Source organism: Enterobacter sp. 6722112, assembly GCF_058661685.1.
On record NZ_JBZWGR010000007.1, the window covers coordinates 4,523,380 to 4,546,427 of the forward strand.

Consider the following 23,048-nt stretch of genomic DNA (forward strand, 5'->3'; position numbering starts at 1 on the left):
TTTGTCCCACGAGAAAAAATATCATTAATTTCAGCCGGTTAAGCGTTTAAATACCGGGGCAAGGGACGGGACAGACCGGGACAGGATTTTGTCCCACTCGATTAATTTGGGTGAAATATATCCAATTTCTCAGGGTTGAGGCGAAAAAATACCCGCACGCTGGCGGGTATCGGTTATCAGTCTGACAGACTATCTTTATGGATAATGTAGCACCACATGCGGTCTAATCCCGGCAAGTAACGCCGCTCCTTTCTGACGATCTCCTTGTCCTGAAGTAGCCGCGCCGCTCTCGCATGGTCAAGCCCGGCAAATACCGATTTCCAGGCACTCACCGGAATCATGTATTCATCGTCTTTAATGAAGCCGATACGTGAAGCTGGCACCTCGTCCGGCTTATTGGCATCCTGAAAACGTGCGCCGTCACGAATAATCGTTTGGGTGATGCGCTCCATGATTTCCGTATCTTCATGGTTTTCAGTTCCGCCCCGGCGTTCAATCCATGAATCAAAACAGACCTTAGCCGCTTTGGTGGCCGCTCCTTCACTCCAGCCAGTCAGCTCACGCGATAGCTCCCCAGCGTAGGCAGCAATAGCGAATTTCTCCGCCACGCGCCCGACTTGTCCGGTAGGGTCGTCAGATACATGAGCGAGGAAGTCTGCTTTGAACTCACGCCAGCCATTCTTAATGGTGTCATAGTTGATAGTCAGATACTCAAGCCATGCGTTGAAAGCTGTCCCGTGGTTCTCTGACACTGCTCTGTCGATGCGGTCAGCGAATAGTGCGCCGTTGGCCTCGCCATGGAGTGACTCAAAACAGGCAAATTCGCAGTTATCAGCAGGGATGTTAATCAGTCGCATTTCCTGCCCGGCATATGTGCTTTTACGCGCTGTGCCTGCGTGCGATTTCAGGTCAATTTCACCATTGGATAACAATGCCAGCCGCCATTGCTGAATCTCTTTGGCTGCCCCGCTTTTGGCGCTTCGCTGCTTCCCTATGCCGTTCGGCAGCATGTACGCGATTTCCCCGACTTTGCTTGCGTCTACCTGTGCGATTTCATCCAGACACAGCAAGCCGTCATTGTGGCGCGTGGCAATGCCCTCCAGACCGTTATCTGTCGCCCTCCATGATCGGATATATGCCTGTGGGTCGGAAATTGCAGATGCGGCCACCTTCATTGCGCGAGACTTCCCGGACGATGATGCGCCCACGTAATGGAAGCAGAAGCCGTCAACGTCCAACATGGTTAGCATCGGTGCCAGAAACGGCATAGATACCGCCAGCATCAACCGGCTGTTGCCAGCACATAAAGAGGCCACCTCATCACGCCATGTCTCTACGGTGCCGCTGTGTGGCTCAGGCTTCACACGCTCATTCATCTGATAGACAACCATATTCTTATCAACGGCGTTGAATGTGCGCGTTGGGGTGACGTAAATCGATGGTTTGAACCATCCGCACTGGGTTACGCATGTCAGTCGGCTATTGTGTGACTGCCCTTTCAGGTAGTGGATAAACCTTTTTTCATCCCACACACGCAGACCGCCACCAACCAGAATATTAATGGCTTCCGAACCGCCATTAGCATAAAGGGCTGTCGCTGGCATTGCCCATTGCTTTGGTATCCCATCCCGGTCGCACCATGCTAAAAGTTTTCCCCATGATTCATTATCGTTATCTCTGGTTTCGGCAGTGACCTCAATAACGTCAGATATGCAAACTGGCGCAGGGTTTGGGTTCTTCTCCGTTGGCGCTTTGTAGAGGTAAACGCCAGCGTCCCCGCGCTCCCGGTCGTATTCACGGTGTACCCAGTAGAATGGCGGAAGTTTATCGCCCGGCGGGTTGTCTTTGTGCGCTGCCATCTCAATTACGTTGTTCGTACTCATGCCATCACCTTCCATTGCTCCGCCAGCTCGTCTTTATGGTCGTTCCAGTCGCCGTTGGTCGATGGAATGAGTATTTCCGCGCGATACCTCCGCGCCGCGTCCAGTGCTTTGGACAGACCGGGATTGCCGTCGGTATTGGCATCGTTATCAGCGGCAATAATGATACGGCTCCGTGGGAACTCGCAGCGCACGCTTTCGGTGACTTCACGCAGGTTTCCGGCAGTAAAGGCGACACACACCGGGCAGCCTGTGACCTCCCGAACCGTTGCGGCTGTGGCATACCCCTCAGCAATGAATACGGTGCCATCATTAATGAGGTGACCGCCCAACCAATAGCGTCCGCCTTTGAGAAGCCCGCCAGATTTAAAGCGTTTTGTACCGTCGGGCATGATGAATTGAAGGGATTGTGTACCGCCGTACTGGTCGTGGATTGGAATTAATAGCCAGTCACCAGATTGATAAATGCCGTGGGCTTTAACGCTCTTGCGCACCAGATATGGATGGTTATTGCTGGCAGGCGTTGCGCTGCTCAGCTTTGCGCGGCATTCAATGGCGGCAGCTACCTCAGCTTTGCGCTGTGCTTCCCCCATAGCCTGACGTGCTTCCATCATGACGCGCTTACGCTCAATGCTATTGACCTGAATCCCATCAGCAAAGTGAAATGCGCTAACGCCAGTCTTCCAGCTTCCGAAAACGCAGCCAGCGCCATCGGGGAAGGGGTAAATCCAGCCATTAAGGGAACCGGATTTATCGCCCTCGATACGGAATCGGGACACGTCGCCGGGGGTCAGTTCCGGCATAGCGCATGGCATCACACCCGCATCGCGCATGGTGTCAATCAGGGGTTGTGTCTGACAACTGTTCATATATAATTTTACCTGTTAGTGAGGCTGGCGGATCGGTCGCAAACTTCACCGCCAGCGAAAGAATTAAGAGTTATTTGGCATCATCAGCGGCATCCTTCGGGGTGCCGTTTTGCTTTGTACTCCTCGATCTGCTCTGGTGTCATGTACACAGTAAGTACCGTATTGGCTGGCCGCTGTCCCGTGGCTGGGTCTTTAACGACACCACGAACTCTGGTTAGGCTAACTCTGTTTCTGTTTACTAGGCTTGAAACGACACTATGCAAGTTGCCAATGCCGATATATCGGGCTTGTCTCGTGTTGATTGATTTCCCGGCCAGCATCACCTTGATCACATAAGTCCTCTCAGTATCGAAACTTTCCGGTTTTGGCAGGCCAATGCCCTCACAGCGTTTCTCATCAATTAGCATTTTTCCCCTCCAGCCATTGATTGATCTCCTCAGTTGAAAAAGCCGCTACTCGTGGGGATAGTTTCACTGGTCGCGGCATCTTCCCCGCCTTAACCCAGCGCCATAAAGAAGGCATTGAGATACCCAATTCCTCAGCCAGATTTTTTGGTCGGATGTAACTTTGCTTAATCATGTAGCACCTCTGATTGCTTGTTAGTGTCACGGGATATCCCCGCAAACGAACGATAGCAATATGAAAATCCTACGACGGGTCAGGTAGGAAAATTTTTTTTATTTAGTTCTGTGTGCCATTTCCCAATGGCCGATGTCCCGAAGTGACGGACTCCATCCGCGTTGATTTCATTGCCTGCCGGGTCAACATCCGCAGCCTCGAGTGGGTAGCTAAAGTCTCCCGCCCGGTCTGCGTTATCAGCCAATTCTGCAAGTTTGCATAAAACCGCTTTCTGCTTTGGCTTTTTCCCGCCATTTTCCGCCATGACGGCGCTGTACGCTTCGGCATAGCAGTCCTTTACCGGTGTCTTTCCCTCTGTCTTATTCCGATTCAGGGCGTTTAAAAATCTTTTCACTCCCTTGATCATCTCCGTAGTGTCCATTCCATCCAGTAAGCCGGGAATGTCCACTACGGGCGTGTTAATGGGGGCGTTACATAAGTCCTCGACGAATTTATCAATGCGCGGCGCTCTCCCTGCGTACCAGTCACTCGCTTGGCGCGAATCCTCTTTCCTATCTCGCTCCCAATCCTCCTTCTCTTTTCCGGTGAGTAATGCCACCCAACGGTTACACAGTTCATCCTTCTTTCTGAAAACATCTAAAACGCTCGCATCCCGCTCCCAATTCTCTCGATCTTTTTCGGGGAGTGCTTCCAGCCAGCGGTTGTACAGTTCAGTCTGTTTGGCGAAAACATCAAAAATGCTCATATCTCATCCAATTTGGTTGTTATTTGTTCTGATTGTGGTTTGTGGGACAAAATCCTGTCCCGGTCTGTCCCGTCCCTTGTCCCATTGTTTTTTGTCTAACAAACTGAAATACATTCACTTTTTTCTTATGGGACAAACGGGACAAACGGGACAAGCGAAAAAACGATATTGAAGTTTTATCTGGGGAATCCTCATGCTTTCCGCAGCGGTTGAACGTTGTAATCTTCACCACGTTCCAACGTTTCCATCAGGTTGCCCAGCATCGCTAAAGCCTCCCGGCGCTCCTCAAAATATTGGTGGCGGTTGTAAATGCCCTCGACACCTTTGATGCGGTGATTGAGGCACCGTTCGGCAACGATGGGGTCAACTCCCAATTCAGCCAGATGTGTACGCGCTGTGCGTCGCATGTCGTGAACGGTGAAGTTGGGCACACCTGGCATTTCATGCTTAACCTTTGCCAGTGCGACGGGCAGGGTGCTTTCTTGAATATGGGGGATCATCCTGTGTTGTTGCTTGCGGGCTGGTAATACCCATTTGCTGTTACAGGACAGTAGGCGCAGTTCCTCCAACCATTCGACGGCCTGTTTAGGCAGGGGAATATCAATACCGTCACCAGTCTTTGTGCGCTCGCCCGGCAGATACCAAATGCCATTGGTTAAATCGAACTCACTCCAGCGGGCAGCGCATAGCTCCATTTTGCGCACGCAGGTAACCAGAAGAAGTTTCATGGTCAATTCATTCTCACGGCTAAAGCCTTTAGCCATGCGCATGGCCTCGAAAAACTGAACCAGTTCCTGTCTGGACAGTGCGCGGTCGCGTGACTTTTCTTTGCCGCCTGCGTCACTGGAATCAAACGCAGCAGCGGGATTAACTTCAATCATCCCCAGCTTGATAGCATGGTCAAAGATGCGGCGCACCCAACGTAAAACGTCATTGGCAACGGATGGCGCACCACGCTTTACGATTGCCTGAATTAGGGCGTCGATATCCTTAGGTTTTATCTCTTTGACCTTCTTTTTCCCCATGCGCGGGTTGATATCTTTCTCAAGACGGCGGCGCAGAATGTCGGGGTGTTTCCATTTGCCTAACACTTTCTTTCTGAAATAGTCTTCGGCAACCTCAGCAACGGTTTTGTCGTTCCGCTCCGCTTCAATTTTGGCTTTTGCTTCAGCCTTTCTTTCCTGCTTTTCTCCGGCAACGTCATGGCCGCCAGTAACAAGCGCAGCAAGTCTTTTAGTCTCCTGACGCGCTTCAGCCAGTGACATCAGGCCATAGGTGCCAATGGTCATTACGCGGGGTTTACCAGCCAGACGGTAGCGAAACCGCCATGATGGTTTTGTGTCGTTATTTCTGAAGCGCAGATATAAGCCGTTACCGTCCGATTTGCCCTCGAACCGCTCATTGGCTCTTATCCATGCTTTGATCTGAGTGTCTGTCAGCTTGCCCATATCTCACCTGTGCTTGTGTACCCGATTTTGATTTAGCTATATACGGATTTGTACACTGCTGGGTACACGGAAAATATGCGCTTTTATGATACTAACTGCAACTTTGTGATATGAAAAAAGCCCGTGGTTAGCGGGCTTTGGTGGGGTTTTGATTCTACCTGATATCAGGTGATATGTTACTCGATGTTCTGGATCTGCTCGCGCATCTGCTCAATCAGGACCTTCAGCTCAATCGCTGAATTGGTTACCTCTGCATTGATAGACTTAGACGCCAGCGTGTTCGACTCGCGGTTGAACTCCTGCATCATAAAGTCGAGACGGCGGCCTACCGCTTCTTTCTTCTTCAGAATGTTGTAGGTCTCTTTAACGTGCGCTTCCAGACGATCCAGCTCTTCAGCCACGTCCACACGCTGCGCCATCAGCACCAGCTCTTGTTCCAGACGGTTGTTTTCCAGCTGAACTTCCGCCTCTTCCAGTTTGGCGACAAGACGCTCACGCTGCCATTGCAGCACTTCTGGCATATGAGCGCGCACTTTAGCGACTTCGGCGCTCACGCCTTCAAGGCGTTGCTCAATCATCGCTTTCAGCGCCTGGCCTTCGGTTTCACGGGCAACGATAAAGTCATCCAGCGTGCCGTCGAGTGCAGCCAGGATCTCAGCGGTAATCGCGTCCAGATCCTGCTCTCCGGCGGCCATCACGCCAGGCCAGCGCAGAATATCAACCGGGTTGATCTCGCCTTCATCGCTTTGCATTTTGACCCAGTTCGCCGCATTAACCAGCTGTTTTGCCAGCTTTTCGTTCAGGATCAGTTCACCCTGCGCGCTGGCGTCGGGCTCAAAACGCAGGTTACATTCCACTTTCCCGCGGGTCAGACGCGTACGGATACGCTCACGCACCACAGGCTCCAGGCTGCGGAACTGTTCCGGCATACGGAAATACGTTTCCAGATAGCGCTGGTTTACCGAGCGCATTTCCCAGGTAGCGCTACCCCAGCTACCCTTGATTTCACGCCGGGCGTAGGCGGTCATACTGCGGATCATAGACATTCCCGTTTTTAAAGGAGAGATGGGGGGATTATAGCTTTCAGGGGCTTCTCAGGATAGGAATAAGCGTCCTTTATCCGTATAATGCGCAGCCACATTCGTTTCAAGCCGGAGAATCCATCATGCGTCCAGCAGGTCGTAGCGCCAACCAGGTGCGTCCCGTCACCCTGACCCGTAACTATACAAAACACGCTGAAGGCTCCGTGCTGGTTGAGTTTGGTGACACCAAGGTGCTTTGCACCGCGTCCATTGAAGAGGGCGTGCCTCGCTTCCTGAAAGGTCAGGGCCAGGGGTGGATCACCGCCGAATACGGTATGTTGCCGCGCGCAACCCATACCCGTAATGCCCGTGAAGCGGCAAAAGGTAAGCAGGGCGGCCGTACTATGGAGATCCAGCGCCTGATCGCGCGTGCGCTCCGCGCCGCGGTTGACCTGAAAACGCTGGGTGAGTTCACCATCACGCTGGACTGCGACGTGATCCAGGCCGATGGTGGCACGCGTACGGCCTCTATTACCGGTGCCTGTGTGGCGCTGGCAGATGCCCTGAACAAGCTGGTTGCCGCCGGTAAGCTGAAAACCAACCCAATGAAAGGGATGGTTGCTGCTGTCTCCGTTGGTATCGTTAACGGCGAGGCGCTTTGCGATCTGGAATACGTTGAAGATTCTGCCGCAGAAACCGACATGAACGTGGTGATGACCGAAGATGGTCGCATCATTGAAGTGCAGGGTACGGCAGAAGGCGAGCCATTCACTCACGAAGAACTGCTCACCTTGCTGGCGTTGGCCCGAGGGGGAATCGAATCTATTGTAGCGACGCAGAAAGCGGCGTTAGAAAATTGATTTTAAGGCGACCAATGAGTCGCCTTTTTTTTGCCTGTAAGACTGAAAAGACAAAGGAGCAAATCCATGAAATCGTATCAGCGCCAGTTTATTGAGTTTGCGCTTAACAAGCAGGTACTTAAGTTTGGCGAGTTCACGCTGAAATCCGGGCGTAAAAGCCCGTATTTCTTCAACGCCGGGCTGTTTAATACCGGGCGCGACCTGGCACTGTTAGGCCGCTTCTATGCCGAAGCGCTGGTGGATTCCGGGATTGATTTTGACCTGCTGTTTGGCCCCGCGTACAAAGGCATTCCAATTGCAACCACCACGGCGGTAGCGCTGGCGGAGCACCATGACCGCGACGTACCGTACTGCTTTAACCGTAAAGAGGCCAAAACCCACGGTGAAGGCGGCAATCTGGTAGGCAGTGCGTTGCAGGGGCGTGTGATGCTGGTGGATGACGTGATCACCGCAGGTACCGCGATCCGTGAATCGATGGAGATTATCCAGGCTAACGGCGCAACGCTTGCGGGTGTGCTGATTTCGCTCGATCGTCAGGAGCGCGGGCGCGGCGACATCTCTGCTATTCAGGAAGTGGAGCGCGATTATGGCTGCAAGGTCACGTCGATTATCACGCTGAAAGACCTGATTGCGTATCTGGAAGAGAAGCCTGAGATGGCTGATCATCTGGCGGCGGTGCGTCAATACCGCGAAGAGTTTGGCGTATAATTCAATTGCCCGGCGGCGCTACGCTTACCGGGCCTACCCGTTCGTAGGCCGGATAAGGCGAAGCCGCCATCCGGCGATGGCGTTACTGTAACTGAGCAGCCACTAACGGCCAGCGGGCGTCAAAATCGTCCGTTGGTCGATATTTAAACTCGCTGCGCACAAACCGGGAGAGCATCCCTTCGCAAAAAGCCAGGATCTGGCTTGCCAGCAGGGTCTCATCCGTATTATATCCCTCGCCTTCCCGCATTTTCTTCTCGCGCAGAACCTGACGCAGCTGGGCTTCGATACGCTCAAAAAGCTGGTTTATACGGCCTTGCAGACGATCCTGTTCAAACATCAGCGCGTGGCCGGTCAGAATACGGGTCAGACCCGGGTTACGTTCACCAAACCCCAGAATCAGCAGCACAATCAGACGCAGACGCGTGCTGGTGTCTTTTTCATCCTTCAGAATCAGGTTGATGCGCGTGATCAGGCTGTCTTCGATAAACTCGATCAGGCTGTCAAACATCCGGGTTTTGCTCGGGAAATGACGATACAGCGCCGCCTCTGACACGCCCACAGAGGCCGCCAGTTTTGCGGTGGTGATGCGTTGACTGCCGTCGCTGGATTCAAGCATCAGAGCCAGAGATTGAAGTATTTCTTCGCGACGATTCCTTTTCGCGGTTTGTTTTTCTGCCATGTTACAAAATACCCCTGAAAATAAGCACTTGTCAGGCTGGCAACCACACAGCGACCCGCAAACTGACGTTTGCGGTTTGTTATTGCATTATGGCGCTGTGAGATGCGTGTTTGTCAGGCGGTTATTTGCGCCCGGAATGGCCGAAGCCGCCTTCGCCACGGTCGGTAGCGTCGAAGTCTGCCACCAGGTTAAATTCTGCCTGCACCACCGGTACAAACACCATCTGCGCGATACGCTCGCCCGGCTCAATGGTGAAGCTGTCCTGGCCACGGTTCCAGACGGATACCATCAGCTGACCCTGATAGTCAGAGTCGATCAGGCCGACCAGGTTACCCAGCACGACGCCATGCTTATGGCCCAGGCCAGAGCGCGGCAGGATCACCGCTGCCAGTGACGGGTCAGCAATGTGAATCGCCAGCCCGGTCGGGATCAGGGTCGTTGCACCTGGCGCCAGTTCTACGGCGTCATCAAGACAGGCGCGCAGGTCAAGACCGGCAGAGCCGGAGGTGGCATACGTTGGCAGCGGAAATTGCTCGCCAACGCGCGGGTCCAGAATCTTAACGTCGATTTTTTTCATCATAACGGGTAACGATCTCGTCCAGTAAGTGTTGGCCCAGGAGTTCTTTGCGCTCAAGCGGTAAGACTTTATCTCCATCCTGCCAGAAAAGGTGCAATGCGTTGCTGTCGCTGTTAAATCCTTGCGTGGACAGCGATACGTCGTTCGCGCAAATCAAATCGAGGTTTTTGCGGGTACGTTTTTGCCGGGCATATTCTTCCACATTATTCGTTTCTGCGGCAAACCCAACAACGTAAGGTCGATGAGTTTTCAATGCGGCGACACCGGCAACGATATCCGGGTTCTTCACCATTTTTATTGTTAATTCATCACCTTGCTTTTTAATTTTGGCGTCGGCAATGGTTTCGGCGCGGTAATCAGCGACGGCCGCACAGCCGATAAAAATATGCTGCTGTTGAGCATGTGCCTGTACGGCGGCTTCCATTTCCAGCGCGGTCGTTACATCAATACGCTGCACAAACGCAGGGGTGGTAAGCGACACCGGGCCGCTCACCAGCGTGACGTTCGCGCCGCGTTTGGCTGCCGCGGCAGCAATCGCAAAGCCCATTTTGCCTGAGCTGTGGTTGGTGATGTAACGCACCGGATCCAGCGGCTCGCGCGTGGGGCCCGCGGTAATCATGATGTTGAGATGTTGCAGATCGTTGACAGGCGAGAAATGGGCGGCGGCCATATCAACAATCGTCAATGGGTCGAGCATACGCCCTGGCCCAACGTCGCCGCAGGCCTGGCTGCCACTGTCCGGTCCCCAAATCAGCAGGCCGCGCGAGGCCAGCGTGTCCAGATTATGCTGGGTAGCGGCGTTGCGGTACATCTGCTGGTTCATTGCGGGCACAACCGCGACGGGCGCAGGCGTGGCGAGGCAAATGGTCGTTACCAGATCGTTCGCCATACCGGCTGCCACGCGGGCAATTAAATCTGCCGTGGCGGGGGCAAGGATAACCAGATCGGCCCATTTTCCCAGTTCAATGTGGCCCATTGCGGCTTCGGCTGCCGGGTCGAGCAGGCTGTCGGATACCGGGTATCCCGAGACGGCTTGCAGGCTCAGCGGGGTGATAAAGGCTTTGCCGCCTTCGGTGATCGCGACCCGTACGTCGGCCCCGCGCTCGCGCAAACGGCGCACCAGGTCTGGCGTTTTATAGGCAGCAATACCGCCGCTGACGCCAAGAACGATTTTTTTACCGGCCAGGCTCATCATGATTCTTTCCTGTTAGGTTTCACCAGAGAGCGGGCATTTTATCACAATCCCTAAAACGGGGTGATGATGTCCTTAATTCACTTTGCGAGGCGTTACGCAAGAACGAAATGCCAGCGTCGAACCCCGAATTTGCCTGTGGCAGCATAATGGCAAACAGAAGGAGGCCGGGCATGGAAGAGACTGAACTGCTGCTACCGCGTGAAAAAATGCTGCGTCATGGCGTCACGTTGTTAAAGGACGACGAGCTGCTGGCGCTCTTTTTACGCACAGGCACGCCGGGGAAAACGGTATTTACGCTGGCGAAAGAACTGATAGACCATTTCGGTTCACTGTATGGATTGCTGACCGCTGAGCTGGAGGCGTTTACGCACGTTGAGGGCATTGGCGTGGCGAAATATGCCCAGTTACGGGGCATTGCCGAGCTGGCCCGGCGATTTTACAACGTGCGTATGGAGGAAGAAGACCCGATCCTCACCCCCGACATGACCCGCGAATTTCTGCAAAGCCAGCTCTCCGATCTGGAGCGGGAGATCTTTATGGTGATCTTTCTCGACAACAAAAACCGGGTACTGAAACATACCCGCCTTTTTTCGGGAACATTGAGTCACGTTGAGGTGCATCCGCGTGAAATTGTGCGGGAAGCGATAAAAGTGAATGCAGCCGGCGTGATCCTCGCGCATAATCACCCCTCTGGCTGTGCAGAACCAAGCAGAGCTGACAAAGCAATTACCGAACGTATTATCAAATGCTGTCAATTCATGGACATTCGTGTGCTGGACCATCTGATAATTGGCCGCGGAGAGTACATTTCTTTTGCCGAACGTGGCTGGATTTAGGCCTTTTCTCGCGATCCATCGGGATCTTTGTCTGTTCGGGACTTGAGCACACCGCCGAGTCAGCGTATACTACGCCACCTTTGAGAATCTCGGGTTTGGCATTTGGGCCTGGCAATCGAGAGTTCAATAGAACTATGCGATGACCGGGCTGTAAAGCCTGACGAGGCGCCGATACCCCATACGAAGCTCGAGCTAATTTGATTTTTGGAGAATAGACATGTCCCGAGTCTGCCAAGTTACTGGCAAGCGTCCGGTGACCGGTAACAACCGTTCCCACGCACTGAACGCGACTAAACGCCGTTTCCTGCCGAACCTGCACTCTCACCGTTTCTGGGTTGAGAGCGAGAAGCGTTTTGTCACCCTGCGCGTATCTGCTAAAGGTATGCGTGTAATCGATAAGAAAGGCATCGATACAGTTCTGTCCGAACTGCGTGCCCGTGGCGAAAAGTACTAAGTACTTAAAGAGGAAATAAATCATGGCTAAAGGTATTCGCGAGAAAATCAAGCTGGTTTCTTCTGCTGGTACAGGTCACTTCTACACCACCACGAAGAACAAACGTACTAAGCCGGAAAAACTGGAACTGAAAAAATTCGATCCAGTTGTACGCCAGCACGTACTGTACAAAGAAGCTAAAATCAAATAATTTTAGTCTCCTTGTATTGAAAAACCCCGCAACTGCGGGGTTTTTTGCATTCTGCATCTCAACGGAGGAACCATGCCTGAATTACCTGAGGTAGAGACCAGCCGCCGCGGCATTGAGCCCCATCTGGTTGGCGCGACTATTCTTCATGCTGTCGTTCGCAACGGGCGTCTGCGCTGGCCGGTGTCCGATGAGATCCACGCGTTAAGCGACAAACCCGTCCTGAGCGTGCAGCGCCGCGCGAAATACCTGCTGCTGGAGCTGCCTGACGGCTGGATCATTATCCATCTGGGCATGTCGGGAAGCCTGCGCATCCTCACCGAAGAGTTGCCTGCGGAAAAGCACGACCACGTTGATCTGGTGATGAGTAACGGCAAAGTGCTGCGTTACACCGACCCGCGTCGCTTTGGCGCATGGCTGTGGACCAAAGAGCTGGAAGGACACAACGTGCTGGCGCATCTCGGACCTGAGCCGCTGTCAGAGGCGTTTAACGCGGATTATCTCAAAGAGAAGTGCGCGAAAAAGAAAACCCCGATTAAACCCTGGCTGATGGATAACAAGCTGGTGGTGGGCGTGGGAAATATCTATGCCAGCGAATCGTTGTTTGCCGCCGGGATCCATCCCGATCGGCTGGCCTCCTCGCTGTCGGCGCAGGAGTGCGAGCTGCTGGTCAGAGTAATTAAAGCGGTACTGCTGCGCTCAATTGAGCAGGGCGGGACGACGCTGAAGGATTTCCTGCAAAGCGACGGGAAGCCGGGCTATTTTGCGCAGGAGTTGCAGGTTTATGGCCGTAAGGGTGAGCCGTGCAGAGCCTGCGGGACGCCGATTATTGCCACGAAGCACGCTCAGCGCGCCACGTTTTACTGCCGTCAGTGCCAGAAGTAGGGTTACTTTAGCTTTTCCATCAACGCCTGGTGGACGTTAACCGGCAGGAAGTGGGTAACGTCCCCGTGATGGCGCGCCACCTCTTTCACCAGTGAGGAAGAGATGAAGGACCACTCTTTGGAGGGCATCAGGAATACGCTCTCCAGCTCCGGCATCAGATGGCGGTTCATGTGTGCCAGCTGCATCTCATATTCGAAGTCTGCTACCGCGCGAAGACCGCGGATCAGGATATTGGCCTGCCGGTCACGGGCAAAGTTTGCCATCAAGTCGCTGAATCCGACGACCTCAACATTCGACAGATGCGAAATCGCATCGGTGGCAAGCTGCACGCGTTCGTTCAGGTCGAACATCGGCTTTTTGCTCGGGCTGGCGGCAATGGCCAGAATCACCTTGTCGAACATACACGCCGCACGGGTGATGATATCAAGATGACCGTTAGTGATCGGATCGAAGGTACCCGGATAAATCGCTTTTGTGCTCATGGCTCACGTTTTCTCTGAGTAGCCGCGGTTCAGCGCCCACAGCTCGGTGTATTTGTTGAAAGTATACTGGGCATTCACTACGGCCAGTAACCAGCCCTGTTTGCCGTCCAGCACGCCGCCACGCAGCAGCAGCGTTTTCAGAAACGCGCCCAGCGTGTGGGTGAAGATGCCGGTCAGCGTGGCCTTCTTGCCGCGCGTATGCCGCTCCTGCGCCCAGGCGGTGGCATAGTTCAGCTGTTTCCGCTGGAAGCTGGCGAAATCGCGGCAGGTCAGATGAAGCAGATCGCCTGTCAGAGGGATGACCTGAGCGCTATCGCAGGCCAGAGATTCATGGACCAGGTTGTCGTTGTACTGATAACGCTCGCGCGCATAGAGGCGCATCACGCGGTCGGGGTACCAGCCGCTGTGGCGCATAAAGCGGCCCAGGAAATAGTTACGACGCGCGATACTGTAGACCGCGCCGGGCTGTGGCGCGGCAAGCACCATTTGAATGGCCTGTCGGAGTTCCGGGGTGACGCGCTCATCGGTATCGATCATCAACACGTAATCGCCCGTGGCGTAACCCTGCGCACGCTGGCGCTGAATACCGTAGCCCTGCCAGTCGGTGTCGGTAAAGACTTTTGCTCCGGCTGCACGGGCAACGTCCGCCGTGTTGTCCGTACTTCCGGAGTCGAGAATGACGATTTCGTCAGCCCAGGCAACAGAGGCCAGGCAATCCGGAAGCAGGTCGGCGGCGTTTTTGGCGATCATCACGACCGACAGACGCGTTGACATTAGTGGCTCCGCTGCGGCAGGTAAGGTTGCAGAAGTTGCAGCAGACGGGTCAGTGCGCCCTGGTTCTGATGCAGGACTTCAACGGCGTGACGACCGTACCACAGGCGGTAATCTTCGTCAGTCAGAAGGGTAGAGACCTCTTTGACCACCGAATCCGCGTCGGTCACGGTGATTAAGCCATCGGCTTGCTGCAATTTCGCGCAGATATCTTTGAAGTTAAACGTGTGTGGCCCCATCAGTACGGGGATGGCGTGGGCTGCTGGCTCCAGCGGGTTATGACCACCGCGCTCCACCAGGCTTCCGCCAACGAATGCAAGATCGGCGATCCCGTACAGCAGCATCAGTTCGCCCATCGTATCGCCAATCACCACCTGCGTGCTGCCAGAGGGGATTTCGCCGCTGCTGCGCAGGGTGAAGCTGAAACCGCCTTTTTGCACCATCTCGCGGGCATCTTTAAAACGCTCAGGATGGCGAGGAACCAGAATCAGCAGTAAATCAGGGAATTTTTCCAGCAGCTGGCGGTGAGCCTGAAGAATAATGGCTTCTTCGCCATCATGGGTGCTGGTGGCAATCCAGACCTGGCGACGCGGCGCCCACTGACGACGCAGTGTTACCGCACGGGCGGCGAGTTCAGGGGTGACGGAAATATCGAACTTCAGGCTACCCGTGACCGCAAGCTGGTTGCGCTTCAGGCCGAGGGCGATAAAGCGCGCGGCATCTTCTTCGTTCTGCGCGGCGATCAGCGTGATTTTGCTGAGCAGGCGACGCATAAATTTACCCAGCTTGCCGTACCCTTTCGCCGAGCGTTCCGACAGACGCGCGTTGGCGATAACCAAAGGAATTTTACGGGCATGCAGGGCGGAAATCATATTCGGCCACAGTTCGGTTTCCATGACGATCACCAGTTTAGGGCGCACGGTATTCAGGAAACGGTTCATGGCGCAGGGGAGATCGTACGGCAGGTAGACGTGATGCACGTCTTTACCGAAGGCAGACATCACGCGCTCTGAGCCGGTTGGCGTCATCGTGGTGACGGTGATGGGCAGTGACGGATAACGGTGGCGCAGGGCACGCACCAGTGGAATGGCGGCCAGCGTTTCCCCGACTGACACGGAATGCAGCAGAATACCGTCCGGCGCCACTTTATTGCGGCAGTAGCCATAACGTTCGGCCCAGCGTTTACGGTACGCAGGCGCTTTACGGCTACGAAGCAACAGTCGCAGCCACACCAGTGGCTGAATGATGTAGAGCAGGGCGGTATACAACAATTCCAAGCGATTATCCGTTTTTTTAGTTTCGGCCGGGAAATTCTAAGCATTTAAGCGTGCTAAAGCTATCTCTTATGCCAGATACCGTTTTAAACGGAAGTAGCGCCGGCCCAGGCGCCAGCGCAAACGCGGGCTTTTGGCACTTTTCCAGATGAGCTTCCAGATCCCGGTGTCGAAGAACTCTTTGATTATCATTGATTTCTTCGCCTCATCCTTCATGTTGTCGAAGGTATGAATAATTCCCAGACCCTCTTTAGCGATTTGCCAGTAACAGGCCGGGATATTTTTCACTTTATCCGGGTAGCGCTGGTTAATGGCATCAAGCATCTTCAGGATCTTCATATAATGGCGCGCAGAGCGAATCAGCGTGTCGTCATTATCCGGGGTGTGCGATACCGAGGCGGAGTGAATGTAGTAGTCGTAAAAGCGTTCGCTGGTGTACTGAACGCGTTCCGCGGCAAGCAGCACCTCAGTCGTCCACGGGATATCCTGATGGCGCAGGCCTGGCTCGAAACGGAAGCCGTGCTGACGAATAAAATCGTGACGATAGATATTCAGCCAGGTCACATGCAGGAACTTACGTGAATCCAGCGCCTTTTTTAACCATGCCGCGCCATTCATGACGCCCGTTGAGGCGAGCTTATCTTCAGGGAAGATAGGGCGAGACGGTTTTTTGTTATTTTCCCAGACGTAGTTGCCATTGCAGGTGGCGACATCCAGGTTCTGCGTGACGGCCATATCCAGCAGACGCTGGTACATGCCGGGTTTGAAGACATCATCAATATCCGGGAAAGAGAGATACTGCCCGGTCGCAACGGCCAGGCCAGTATTACGCGCGATGGACACGCCCTGATTAGGTTGTTCAATAACCTGCATCTGTGGCAGCTTTTCGCGCCATTTTTCGACAATCTGCATCGAGCGGTCAGTGGAACCGTCATTCACGATGATGACTTCCATACTGTCGATGTGTTGATTTACAAGGCAGGTAAAGAACTGATCGAGAAAAGCTTCACCGTTATAAACGGCCACCACCACGCTTAATAAAGGCGCTGAATTTTGCATATGAAACCTGATTATTTTTGGTTGTCGACCAAAGCAATGTATTGCTGGCAAATGGCGTTGATACCGAACGATGCGATCGTTTCGCGATCAACAACCGGCGGAGAGGCATACAGTTCTGCCAGTGTTTTCGCCAGTGATTCGTCGGTTAACGCTGTCAGACCACGCGCCAGGGGGCCAGTAAGGATCTCAGCAGGGCCGCCAGGGCAGTTTGTACTCACCGGTGGGGTCTGACAGATAATGGACTCTACCAGTACATTACCAAAACCTTCGCAGTCGGAACTTAACACTAAAAGGCGTGCCCCTTTGATCCACGGGTAGGGGTTGGTTTCGAACGGGCGGAAGACGATCTTGTTTTCAATTCCCAGCTTAGCGGCAAGCTGTTTGAGCTGATTTATTTTCGCGTCAGAACCTTTGCCCATCAACACCAACGATGCGTCGATCTTGCTCAGCGCAAACGCCCGCAGCAGCCTGTCGTGACGTTTGTGTTCATGAAAACGGCCAACGTGGATAATGTAATCCTGCCCCTGCATCTCAAAGGGCGCTTCCGCCAGACGCTGAATTTCAGGGATATCAAAGGGGTTATGGATAACCGCTTTGCGCCGCAGGGGGATCGCGAGTACTTCAGACAGATCGTGCAGCACGGCGCCGGATACCGCCACCACGTTGCGGTTTTCATAGGTATGACGGATTTTATAATGCTTAAACCAGCGAGAAAGCCCGCTGCGATGGCGCAAATAGGAGAAGGAGAACATCCCGTGTACGCAGAACCAGACCTTATCCCGATCCAGCACGCAGCTGTGCGCCACGATACGGTCGGTTTTATGCAGATGTGAGAACACGACGTCAAATTTACCGCTGCGTTCTGCCTGCTCGATGGCGCGATCCAGCAAACGGGCGCGACGCGGGATCTCGGTCAGCTTCCGCCAGGGTTTTTTACAGGTATCCTGCACAACCTGAAAATCGATGCCTTCCGGAATGGCGTAGTCGCACACCTTCCGTAAGGAGAAAAGGGTGACCTGATGCCCCAGTTCTGTCAGTCCGCTGGAGAGGGTGAGAACCGTTTTTTCGGCTCCTCCACCGGGTAAACCATCAATAATCATTAGGATGCGCATTATTAATCCAGTAATTTTTGATAAAGCGAAATAAGCTGACTTGATAGTTTTTCAGGGGTTGCTTCTCTGACGCGTTCACGCGCCGCAAGCCCCATATTGTTATTTTTTTCCAGTGAAGGGATGGACATGACGGCCTCCTTCAATGTGTGGATATCAAGTGCATCACAGTAAAACCCGTTCTGGCCTTGCTCAATAAATTCTGAACCACCGCAACTCTCTGACGTAATGACGGGCAATCCACAGGCCATTGCTTCAAGTATGACGTTAGGGAAAGGGTCATACAGCGTCGGCAGCAGTAAACCATCAGAAAGCTGATAAAATGGCAGCGTCTCTTTTTGCATCCCCAGGAAACGGATTTGCCCCTCACAGCCTAATGAACGGGCGAGGTCGCGATAACGGCTTTCCGCTTTATCCTGACCGACCACAACCAGCCACGCCGAGGTTCCTGCTATAGCCCGAATAGCGCTTGCCAGCCCCTTGCGTTCAAACCCTGAACCCACGAAGCAGAAAATGACGGCATCAGCGGGTAAGCCAAATTGCTGACGCAGTACAGCGCGTTGTCTCTCTTCTGCCGGAACGAAGCGGCTGGAATCTATTGAATTATAAATCACATGTATCTTTTTTGCGTCAATATCAAAGTCTTCGACGATTTCGCGCTTGATCATCTCCGCATTACAGATAACGGCTTTCAACTCGGGAGCCTGGTACATTTCACGTTCTGCGTGCATCACGTAGCGGTGATAGCGATCGTGCGTAAGCAGCTTCGCGCGCCAGGCGGGAAGAATACGCGTACGCTGTAGCAGCCAGCGTCGATGTACACCATCCCCGGCGCGGTAAATATCGCAGCCCGGAATACGTTCGTGGCTCTGGACAATATCAAACTGCTGTTGCTGCCACAGCGCGCGCGCGGCGTGTGCAAAGCCGCGCTCACGGCTGATGCGGCCCCACTTTCGTGGATCGCAAATATGAATATGCCAGTCGTCCTGCTTTTCGCCCTGCCACTCGCGGGTGATGACGTTGAGCTCAAGATTTTGATTGCTCAGCGCGGTAAGTGCCCTGGAGACAAAACGTTCTGCTCCTCCATCCGGACGATATTTTTGGCGCACAATGGCCAGACGATGAAGCTTCATTGCAGGTATCTCCTAGCGGCGGAGACGACAGCATCAACGGGGATGGCGTCGAGATAACGTTCCGTCGTTTTTGTATCAATGGCGTCAGGGTTGGGAAGCGGGCCGTAGTTACCTGCCCAGATGACCTCTCCGTTAACCTGCCATGGCGACCAGAACGTCAATTTTGACGGGCCAAACAGCGCCACGCAGGGCGTCTGAAGGGCGGCGGCCATGTGCATGGGGACGGAGTCAACGCCAATGAACAGGATCGCGTGATCGATTAGCGAGGCCAGTTGGCGCAGGGTTAACTGGCCTGCCAGTGATACAACACCCGTCTGCGGGGAGGCGGCAAGAATGCGGTCAATCATCGCCAGCTCTTTCTTATCCGGTCCCGCCGTGAGGACGATAGTGTGGCCGTCCTGCTGCAACGCGGCGATAGTTTGCGCCATTTTGTCTTCATCCCAGCACTTAAAGAACCAGCGTGAAGTGGGTTGAATAACGATGTAGCGGTCTCCCACGCCCTTTTGCGACAGCTTTTGGTGAGCATGGCGCCAGTCATCCGCGCTGTAAGCCATGGTCACGGTAGGGTTGGCCATTACCGGCAGCGCTGACAGTATGGAGAGATTTTGTTCAACGGTGTGCAACGACTGATGGCTGGCGACCGAGACCAGTTCACTGTGACAAAAACGCCAGAAGGCATTATTGCGCTTGTTAAAAGCGAACCCGAGCCGAACCGGTGCACCGGTGAAGCGGGTAACAATCGCGCTGCGCCACTGATCGGCAAGATTGATCACCAGATGATAATGCTGAGCACGTAAAGCACGAAGCAACTGCCACTCTTTTTGCAGGTGCTTCAGCGTCCCCAGCTGCTTCCATTTACGATCGATACCATAGATCGTCCTGATTGCCGGATGCGCGGCGAGCATGTCTCGCGTCTCTTCATAGAGAAGCACGTCGATTTGGGCTTCAGGCCATTTCTGGCGTAATGAATTGATGACGGGGGTGGTGAGTAACATGTCACCATGATGGCGAAGTTTGATCAGTAAAATGCGCAAATCAGGCGTGTCAGGTAAGTTATTCATCATCATCTTATCGGCGTTGTACTATTGGCAATTCTAATAGACCTGGTAACGACTTGCACTCTTTCTCCATAATGTCAGGAATTTCCCTGGAAGGGTTTACTCCTGCTTTCGGGCGTGCGTAACATAGCGCTAACTATTTTGTCTTGCGGGCTCATTATGAAAAAACCAGCGTTTATCATCACGATCGATACCGAAGGGGATAATCTCTGGCAGAACCACCGGGTGATCAAAACGGAAAACGCGCGCTACCTGGCGCGGTTTCAGGCGCTTTGTGAACGCTTCGGCTTTAAGCCCGTCTGGCTGACCAACTACGAGATGGCAGTCGAACCGGTATTCATTGAGTTCGCGAAAGAGGTCATAGCCCGCGGCCAGGGTGAGGTGGGAATGCATCTCCATGCCTGGAATAGCCCTCCGGAGCACGATCTGACCGGTGATGACTGGCGCTGGCAGCCTTATCTGATTGAGTTTTCAGACGAGGTCATGCGTGAGAAAGTGCTCTTCATGACCCGCTTACTGGAAGAGACTTTCCAGACAAAAATGCTCAGCCATCGCGCCGGGCGCTGGGCATTCGACAGCCGTTACGCCCAGTTGCTGATTGAGCTGGGGTATCAGGTAGATTGTTCCGTTACGCCGCGCGTGAACTGGCGCAACGCGAAAGGTGTCCCGCAGGGTAATGGCGGAACGAATTACCAGCATTTTCCCGATAGTGCCTACTTTTTGGACGTAGACGACATTTCCCGGCCGGGAAACAGCCCTCTCCTCGAAGTGCCGATGAGCATCCAGTATAAACACCCGGCATGGCTGAATTCCCTGAAGCAGGGTTATGATCGTCTGCGCGGTAAATACCGTTCTCCGTCAGTTAACTGGTTACGTCCGTCCGGAGGAAATGCGGCGGAGATGATTAAGGTTGCGCAGCAGTGCCTGGCTCAGGGGAATGACTACGTGGAATTCATGCTGCATTCGTCGGAATTTATGCCTGGCGGGAGCCCTACTTTTAAAGACGAGGCCGCGATTGAGGGGCTGTATCAGGATCTGGAGCAGCTCTTTACCTGGTTATCAGATAAGACCGTGGGGATGACGCTGGCGGAGTTTTACCAGTACAAAAAATAGTTATGCCCGCCAGGCGGGCATATTTGTTATTGCTGTTTTGTTTGTGAGAAAGGTGTACTTAGCGCAAACAAAATCATAAAGAAGATTAAGGCTTCTGAACTGAGCAGTATGACATCTGTCAGTCCATATAAGAGCAAAAGAAGCATCGATGTCAGCAGCAGCGCGTTTCTGTTTCGTAAGGCATACACAATCATCGAAACGAAGAAAAAGAGCATTACCGCTACGCCGGGGATCCCCTGCAAAGAGTATTTCTCAATAAATTCATTATGCAGGTGGACTTTGATGTACACGAGCGCGGTAGCAAGATGTGGATGGCCGTCTTTTATATACTGCCGTGTCCACGTTTCACGGTCTTCAAGTGATTGTCCCAACGGATGTGCAAGACCATTCTCGATCCCGACAGTCCACATCGAAAAACGTGCGCCAAGTGACGTGCGGTCATAGCCTTGCTGATATTTCTCAACTTCTATTTGGGTTTGCCTTATTTTTGGGGAAATCAATGGCTTGTAGCTCACGATAACAATCCCGGCCACAATACATAAAAAGATGAGAGCGGATTTGAGATGAATCTTTCTGAAATGATAAAGCGTGAGCACAATTGCCAGAAGCAGATATAAACCCATCGCAGCGCGGGTCCCCGTCAACAGTATGACGAAGTAAGAGATTAATATAGTGAAGCCCGCAACAACATACAGCTTCACGTTCTGTTGAAGGTAAAGACTGTATACGAAAGCCAGTGACAGGACAGAATAAACATAGGCTGAAACGGTGGCACGGTTAATTGCCATCTCAACGCGAGTCATACCTTGCGAGGCCTGCCACAAGCCATACCCTGTGGCGAGCACAAACCCCAGGGCCGTTGCGAAGAAGAAGAATTTCCTGAAGGTATCCTTATCGATATAAAACTTAAAGCGGTCGATATAGAAAATCAGGACACTCGCTAAAATTAACTTTTTGCTGGCACCGAGGTAGTCGCTGTAAAGGTTGAGGCCCTCGTTATGATACTCATAGAGTAAGTACCAGCCGAGGTTAAGTAACCCAATCAGCAGAATGGGCAGCGCTATAGTAAAAGGTCGCAAAGTGATTTTTTTATATTCGAAAGCCAGGCCAATAATACTGACGTAAATAGCGATATAGAAAAACTCTCTTTGCTTCCCAGAACTGACTAAAGCCAGTATCAAGGAGATGAGGCTTAAAGCGATCGTCAGTTGATATAGCCGTGGTTTTATTTTTTCCATAACGCCTCAATAACCCTTTTTTTGTAGCTAAAACGAACATCGGTGGACAGGAAAAAAGACAATGTATACATGGTCTTTACGCGTTGTTTCACGAGCTGCAATTGTTGGTCTATAAGACAGGACCGATGGTTGCTGTAAATATCAAACCAGTGGCAATTGACGAGATGTTTGTAGCGTGACGGAAATGTTCTTTCCATGTGTAACGTGCATTCGACAAGCGTTGAAATTTTGCTGGCGTCCAGACTGCTCGACAAACTGTCGCGACGCTTGATGTAATAATAATGCCCCTGGCGTTGATAGGCTATTTTGCTCGATTGCATCAACATTCCCGGGAAGACAGCGAAATCCTCATAACATAACATCGGAGGTATGGGATTTTTCTCGTAAAGACTACGATGAATAAACTGGCCAATGAGATGTGCCTGAAAGTCTTTATGACGTAAGAAACGAGCAATTGCTTCATGTTGTGACAATGGCACAGGCTTAAATCCCTGCCAGTCTGAAGTCATTTTCCGGGGATCGCGAATCTCAAGCAAACGAGTCAGTAACATGTCCGGACGTTGCGCTTTCAGGAAGGCCATTGCGTCCCTGAGGCTGCCAGGCTTTAAGCAATCGTCACTGTCGAGCATCGTAATATACTCACCCGATGCCAGTGCGACAGCGCTGTTTCTTACCCGGCCAACGTTACGAAAGTTCACGGTGCGCGTTATGATCTGAGGAAATTTCGGCGACCACTCATCAATTATTGCCTGCGTGGCATCCTCAGAACTGTCATTGAAAATAATAATTTCAGTGTCCTGATCGGTTGCTGCCAGCAGGCTTGAAAGCGTGGCGTGCAGCGTAGCTTCAGCGTTATGCGCAGCAATAATGACGCTTAAAAAAGCCAT

26 protein-coding genes are annotated in these 23,048 nt (G+C 52.9%); 7 read left to right on the forward strand and 19 right to left on the reverse strand.

Annotation, left to right across the window (positions count from 1 at the left end; genetic code table 11):
* Positions 1-176: 176 nt before the first annotated feature.
* The 7 genes from AC4OVU_RS23115 to AC4OVU_RS23145 form a co-directional block, all read right to left on the reverse strand.
* Entirely contained in the window at positions 177-1,883 is a 1,707-nt protein-coding gene (locus AC4OVU_RS23115) for a DUF927 domain-containing protein (protein WP_162873166.1), read from the reverse strand.
* Positions 1,880-2,749 (reverse strand): toprim domain-containing protein, encoded by an 870-nt coding sequence (locus AC4OVU_RS23120; protein WP_116360357.1) that lies wholly within the window; start codon positions 2,747-2,749, stop codon positions 1,880-1,882. Before AC4OVU_RS23120 ends, AC4OVU_RS23115 begins: the two co-directional genes overlap by 4 nt.
* Positions 2,750-2,832: 83 nt before the next feature.
* A complete protein-coding gene (locus AC4OVU_RS23125) occupies positions 2,833-3,156 on the reverse strand; it encodes a hypothetical protein (RefSeq protein WP_032200671.1) in 324 nt (107 codons plus the stop codon).
* Positions 3,146-3,328, reverse strand: coding sequence for a helix-turn-helix transcriptional regulator (locus tag AC4OVU_RS23130; protein ID WP_096098264.1), 183 nt, complete (start codon positions 3,326-3,328; stop codon positions 3,146-3,148). Before AC4OVU_RS23130 ends, AC4OVU_RS23125 begins: the two co-directional genes overlap by 11 nt.
* A gap of 79 nt (positions 3,329-3,407) precedes the next feature.
* Positions 3,408-4,073, reverse strand: a complete 666-nt coding sequence (locus AC4OVU_RS23135) for a hypothetical protein (RefSeq protein WP_032200669.1) — start codon at positions 4,071-4,073, stop codon at positions 3,408-3,410.
* Positions 4,074-4,264: 191 nt separating this feature from the next.
* Positions 4,265-5,521 (reverse strand): tyrosine-type recombinase/integrase, encoded by a 1,257-nt coding sequence (locus AC4OVU_RS23140; RefSeq protein ID WP_116360358.1) that lies wholly within the window; start codon positions 5,519-5,521, stop codon positions 4,265-4,267.
* A gap of 176 nt (positions 5,522-5,697) precedes the next feature.
* Positions 5,698-6,561, reverse strand: a complete 864-nt coding sequence (locus AC4OVU_RS23145) for a YicC/YloC family endoribonuclease (RefSeq protein ID WP_003860907.1) — start codon at positions 6,559-6,561, stop codon at positions 5,698-5,700.
* A 125-nt stretch (positions 6,562-6,686) separates the two neighbouring features.
* On the opposite strand from AC4OVU_RS23145, the gene rph reads away from it, so the two are divergent.
* Both rph and pyrE read left to right on the forward strand, forming a co-directional pair.
* Positions 6,687-7,403: a ribonuclease PH gene (gene rph / locus AC4OVU_RS23150; RefSeq protein WP_015570044.1), complete on the forward strand. Its 717-nt coding sequence runs from the start codon at positions 6,687-6,689 to the stop codon at positions 7,401-7,403.
* Positions 7,404-7,469: 66 nt separating this feature from the next.
* Positions 7,470-8,111 (forward strand): orotate phosphoribosyltransferase, encoded by a 642-nt coding sequence (gene pyrE, locus AC4OVU_RS23155; protein WP_015570043.1) that lies wholly within the window; start codon positions 7,470-7,472, stop codon positions 8,109-8,111.
* An 82-nt stretch (positions 8,112-8,193) separates the two neighbouring features.
* On the opposite strand, the gene slmA is transcribed toward pyrE, so the two are convergent.
* From slmA to coaBC, 3 genes are all read right to left on the reverse strand, one after another.
* Positions 8,194-8,790 (reverse strand): nucleoid occlusion factor SlmA, encoded by a 597-nt coding sequence (slmA, locus tag AC4OVU_RS23160; protein WP_003860901.1) that lies wholly within the window; start codon positions 8,788-8,790, stop codon positions 8,194-8,196.
* A gap of 121 nt (positions 8,791-8,911) precedes the next feature.
* Positions 8,912-9,370: a dUTP diphosphatase gene (gene dut / locus AC4OVU_RS23165; RefSeq protein ID WP_015570042.1), complete on the reverse strand. Its 459-nt coding sequence runs from the start codon at positions 9,368-9,370 to the stop codon at positions 8,912-8,914.
* Positions 9,348-10,559, reverse strand: a complete 1,212-nt coding sequence (gene coaBC, locus AC4OVU_RS23170) for a bifunctional phosphopantothenoylcysteine decarboxylase/phosphopantothenate--cysteine ligase CoaBC (RefSeq protein ID WP_168728665.1) — start codon at positions 10,557-10,559, stop codon at positions 9,348-9,350. The genes dut and coaBC overlap by 23 nt, the downstream gene beginning before the upstream one ends.
* A 173-nt stretch (positions 10,560-10,732) precedes the next feature.
* Between coaBC and radC the strand changes: the two genes are divergently transcribed.
* From radC to mutM, 4 genes are all read left to right on the forward strand, one after another.
* Positions 10,733-11,398, forward strand: coding sequence for a RadC family protein (gene radC / locus AC4OVU_RS23175; RefSeq protein ID WP_006812419.1), 666 nt, complete (start codon positions 10,733-10,735; stop codon positions 11,396-11,398).
* 217 nt (positions 11,399-11,615) lie between these two features.
* Positions 11,616-11,852, forward strand: coding sequence for a 50S ribosomal protein L28 (gene rpmB / locus AC4OVU_RS23180; protein ID WP_002436699.1), 237 nt, complete (start codon positions 11,616-11,618; stop codon positions 11,850-11,852).
* 22 nt (positions 11,853-11,874) lie between these two features.
* Positions 11,875-12,042, forward strand: a complete 168-nt coding sequence (rpmG, locus tag AC4OVU_RS23185; RefSeq protein ID WP_003024094.1) for a 50S ribosomal protein L33 — start codon at positions 11,875-11,877, stop codon at positions 12,040-12,042.
* A 72-nt stretch (positions 12,043-12,114) separates the two neighbouring features.
* Entirely contained in the window at positions 12,115-12,924 is an 810-nt protein-coding gene (gene mutM / locus AC4OVU_RS23190) for a bifunctional DNA-formamidopyrimidine glycosylase/DNA-(apurinic or apyrimidinic site) lyase (protein ID WP_003860879.1), read from the forward strand.
* Between the two features lie 2 nt (positions 12,925-12,926).
* Here mutM and coaD read toward each other — a convergent pair whose 3' ends face one another.
* The 7 genes from coaD to rfaQ form a co-directional block, all read right to left on the reverse strand.
* Positions 12,927-13,406 (reverse strand): pantetheine-phosphate adenylyltransferase, encoded by a 480-nt coding sequence (gene coaD / locus AC4OVU_RS23195; RefSeq protein WP_015570040.1) that lies wholly within the window; start codon positions 13,404-13,406, stop codon positions 12,927-12,929.
* A 3-nt stretch (positions 13,407-13,409) separates the two neighbouring features.
* Positions 13,410-14,180 carry a glycosyltransferase family 2 protein gene (locus AC4OVU_RS23200; RefSeq protein ID WP_110292520.1) on the reverse strand — a complete coding sequence of 257 codons (771 nt, stop codon included), beginning with the start codon at positions 14,178-14,180 and terminating at the stop codon, positions 13,410-13,412.
* Positions 14,180-15,454 (reverse strand): lipid IV(A) 3-deoxy-D-manno-octulosonic acid transferase, encoded by a 1,275-nt coding sequence (gene waaA, locus AC4OVU_RS23205; protein WP_003860874.1) that lies wholly within the window; start codon positions 15,452-15,454, stop codon positions 14,180-14,182. Before waaA ends, AC4OVU_RS23200 begins: the two co-directional genes overlap by 1 nt.
* Positions 15,455-15,520: 66 nt before the next feature.
* A complete protein-coding gene (locus AC4OVU_RS23210) occupies positions 15,521-16,510 on the reverse strand; it encodes a glycosyltransferase (protein WP_015570038.1) in 990 nt (329 codons plus the stop codon).
* 11 nt (positions 16,511-16,521) lie between these two features.
* Positions 16,522-17,622 carry a glycosyltransferase gene (locus AC4OVU_RS23215; RefSeq protein ID WP_110292521.1) on the reverse strand — a complete coding sequence of 367 codons (1,101 nt, stop codon included), beginning with the start codon at positions 17,620-17,622 and terminating at the stop codon, positions 16,522-16,524.
* 2 nt (positions 17,623-17,624) lie between these two features.
* Complete coding sequence (locus AC4OVU_RS23220) at positions 17,625-18,752, reverse strand: glycosyltransferase family 4 protein (protein WP_110292522.1); 1,128 nt, start codon at positions 18,750-18,752, stop codon at positions 17,625-17,627.
* Positions 18,749-19,819: a putative lipopolysaccharide heptosyltransferase III gene (gene rfaQ, locus AC4OVU_RS23225; RefSeq protein ID WP_110292523.1), complete on the reverse strand. Its 1,071-nt coding sequence runs from the start codon at positions 19,817-19,819 to the stop codon at positions 18,749-18,751. Before rfaQ ends, AC4OVU_RS23220 begins: the two co-directional genes overlap by 4 nt.
* Positions 19,820-19,969: 150 nt before the next feature.
* Between rfaQ and AC4OVU_RS23230 the strand changes: the two genes are divergently transcribed.
* On the forward strand, positions 19,970-20,923 hold the full coding sequence (locus AC4OVU_RS23230; protein ID WP_045142432.1) for a polysaccharide deacetylase family protein: 954 nt from the start codon (positions 19,970-19,972) through the stop codon (positions 20,921-20,923).
* A 26-nt stretch (positions 20,924-20,949) separates the two neighbouring features.
* Here the strand turns inward: AC4OVU_RS23230 and AC4OVU_RS23235 are convergent, their stop codons facing one another.
* Both AC4OVU_RS23235 and AC4OVU_RS23240 read right to left on the reverse strand, forming a co-directional pair.
* Positions 20,950-22,161 carry an O-antigen ligase family protein gene (locus tag AC4OVU_RS23235; protein WP_491928796.1) on the reverse strand — a complete coding sequence of 404 codons (1,212 nt, stop codon included), beginning with the start codon at positions 22,159-22,161 and terminating at the stop codon, positions 20,950-20,952.
* Positions 22,149-23,048, reverse strand: a complete 900-nt coding sequence (locus AC4OVU_RS23240) for a glycosyltransferase family 2 protein (RefSeq protein ID WP_110292524.1) — start codon at positions 23,046-23,048, stop codon at positions 22,149-22,151. The genes AC4OVU_RS23235 and AC4OVU_RS23240 overlap by 13 nt, the downstream gene beginning before the upstream one ends.

What these genes read in the sequence shown, in the direction of transcription:
- pyrE (WP_015570043.1), top strand. Translation starts at nt 7,470, where the DNA reads ATGAAATCGTATCAGCGCCAGTTTATTGAGTTTGCGCTTAACAAGCAG.
- rpmG (WP_003024094.1), top strand. Translation starts at nt 11,875, where the DNA reads ATGGCTAAAGGTATTCGCGAGAAAATCAAGCTGGTTTCTTCTGCTGGT.
- rfaQ (WP_110292523.1), bottom strand. Translation starts at nt 19,819, where the DNA reads ATGATGATGAATAACTTACCTGACACGCCTGATTTGCGCATTTTACTG.
- AC4OVU_RS23215 (WP_110292521.1), bottom strand. Translation starts at nt 17,622, where the DNA reads ATGCGCATCCTAATGATTATTGATGGTTTACCCGGTGGAGGAGCCGAA.
- AC4OVU_RS23240 (WP_110292524.1), bottom strand. Translation starts at nt 23,048, where the DNA reads ATGGCTTTTTTAAGCGTCATTATTGCTGCGCATAACGCTGAAGCTACG.
- radC (WP_006812419.1), top strand. Translation starts at nt 10,733, where the DNA reads ATGGAAGAGACTGAACTGCTGCTACCGCGTGAAAAAATGCTGCGTCAT.
- AC4OVU_RS23115 (WP_162873166.1), bottom strand. Translation starts at nt 1,883, where the DNA reads ATGAGTACGAACAACGTAATTGAGATGGCAGCGCACAAAGACAACCCG.
- coaBC (WP_168728665.1), bottom strand. Translation starts at nt 10,559, where the DNA reads ATGAGCCTGGCCGGTAAAAAAATCGTTCTTGGCGTCAGCGGCGGTATT.
- rpmB (WP_002436699.1), top strand. Translation starts at nt 11,616, where the DNA reads ATGTCCCGAGTCTGCCAAGTTACTGGCAAGCGTCCGGTGACCGGTAAC.
- AC4OVU_RS23230 (WP_045142432.1), top strand. Translation starts at nt 19,970, where the DNA reads ATGAAAAAACCAGCGTTTATCATCACGATCGATACCGAAGGGGATAAT.
- AC4OVU_RS23125 (WP_032200671.1), bottom strand. Translation starts at nt 3,156, where the DNA reads ATGCTAATTGATGAGAAACGCTGTGAGGGCATTGGCCTGCCAAAACCG.
- AC4OVU_RS23235 (WP_491928796.1), bottom strand. Translation starts at nt 22,161, where the DNA reads ATGGAAAAAATAAAACCACGGCTATATCAACTGACGATCGCTTTAAGC.
- slmA (WP_003860901.1), bottom strand. Translation starts at nt 8,790, where the DNA reads ATGGCAGAAAAACAAACCGCGAAAAGGAATCGTCGCGAAGAAATACTT.
- AC4OVU_RS23145 (WP_003860907.1), bottom strand. Translation starts at nt 6,561, where the DNA reads ATGATCCGCAGTATGACCGCCTACGCCCGGCGTGAAATCAAGGGTAGC.
- AC4OVU_RS23130 (WP_096098264.1), bottom strand. Translation starts at nt 3,328, where the DNA reads ATGATTAAGCAAAGTTACATCCGACCAAAAAATCTGGCTGAGGAATTG.
- AC4OVU_RS23140 (WP_116360358.1), bottom strand. Translation starts at nt 5,521, where the DNA reads ATGGGCAAGCTGACAGACACTCAGATCAAAGCATGGATAAGAGCCAAT.
- AC4OVU_RS23220 (WP_110292522.1), bottom strand. Translation starts at nt 18,752, where the DNA reads ATGAAGCTTCATCGTCTGGCCATTGTGCGCCAAAAATATCGTCCGGAT.
- AC4OVU_RS23120 (WP_116360357.1), bottom strand. Translation starts at nt 2,749, where the DNA reads ATGAACAGTTGTCAGACACAACCCCTGATTGACACCATGCGCGATGCG.
- AC4OVU_RS23200 (WP_110292520.1), bottom strand. Translation starts at nt 14,180, where the DNA reads ATGTCAACGCGTCTGTCGGTCGTGATGATCGCCAAAAACGCCGCCGAC.
- AC4OVU_RS23210 (WP_015570038.1), bottom strand. Translation starts at nt 16,510, where the DNA reads ATGCAAAATTCAGCGCCTTTATTAAGCGTGGTGGTGGCCGTTTATAAC.
- rph (WP_015570044.1), top strand. Translation starts at nt 6,687, where the DNA reads ATGCGTCCAGCAGGTCGTAGCGCCAACCAGGTGCGTCCCGTCACCCTG.
- coaD (WP_015570040.1), bottom strand. Translation starts at nt 13,406, where the DNA reads ATGAGCACAAAAGCGATTTATCCGGGTACCTTCGATCCGATCACTAAC.
- mutM (WP_003860879.1), top strand. Translation starts at nt 12,115, where the DNA reads ATGCCTGAATTACCTGAGGTAGAGACCAGCCGCCGCGGCATTGAGCCC.
- AC4OVU_RS23135 (WP_032200669.1), bottom strand. Translation starts at nt 4,073, where the DNA reads ATGAGCATTTTTGATGTTTTCGCCAAACAGACTGAACTGTACAACCGC.
- dut (WP_015570042.1), bottom strand. Translation starts at nt 9,370, where the DNA reads ATGATGAAAAAAATCGACGTTAAGATTCTGGACCCGCGCGTTGGCGAG.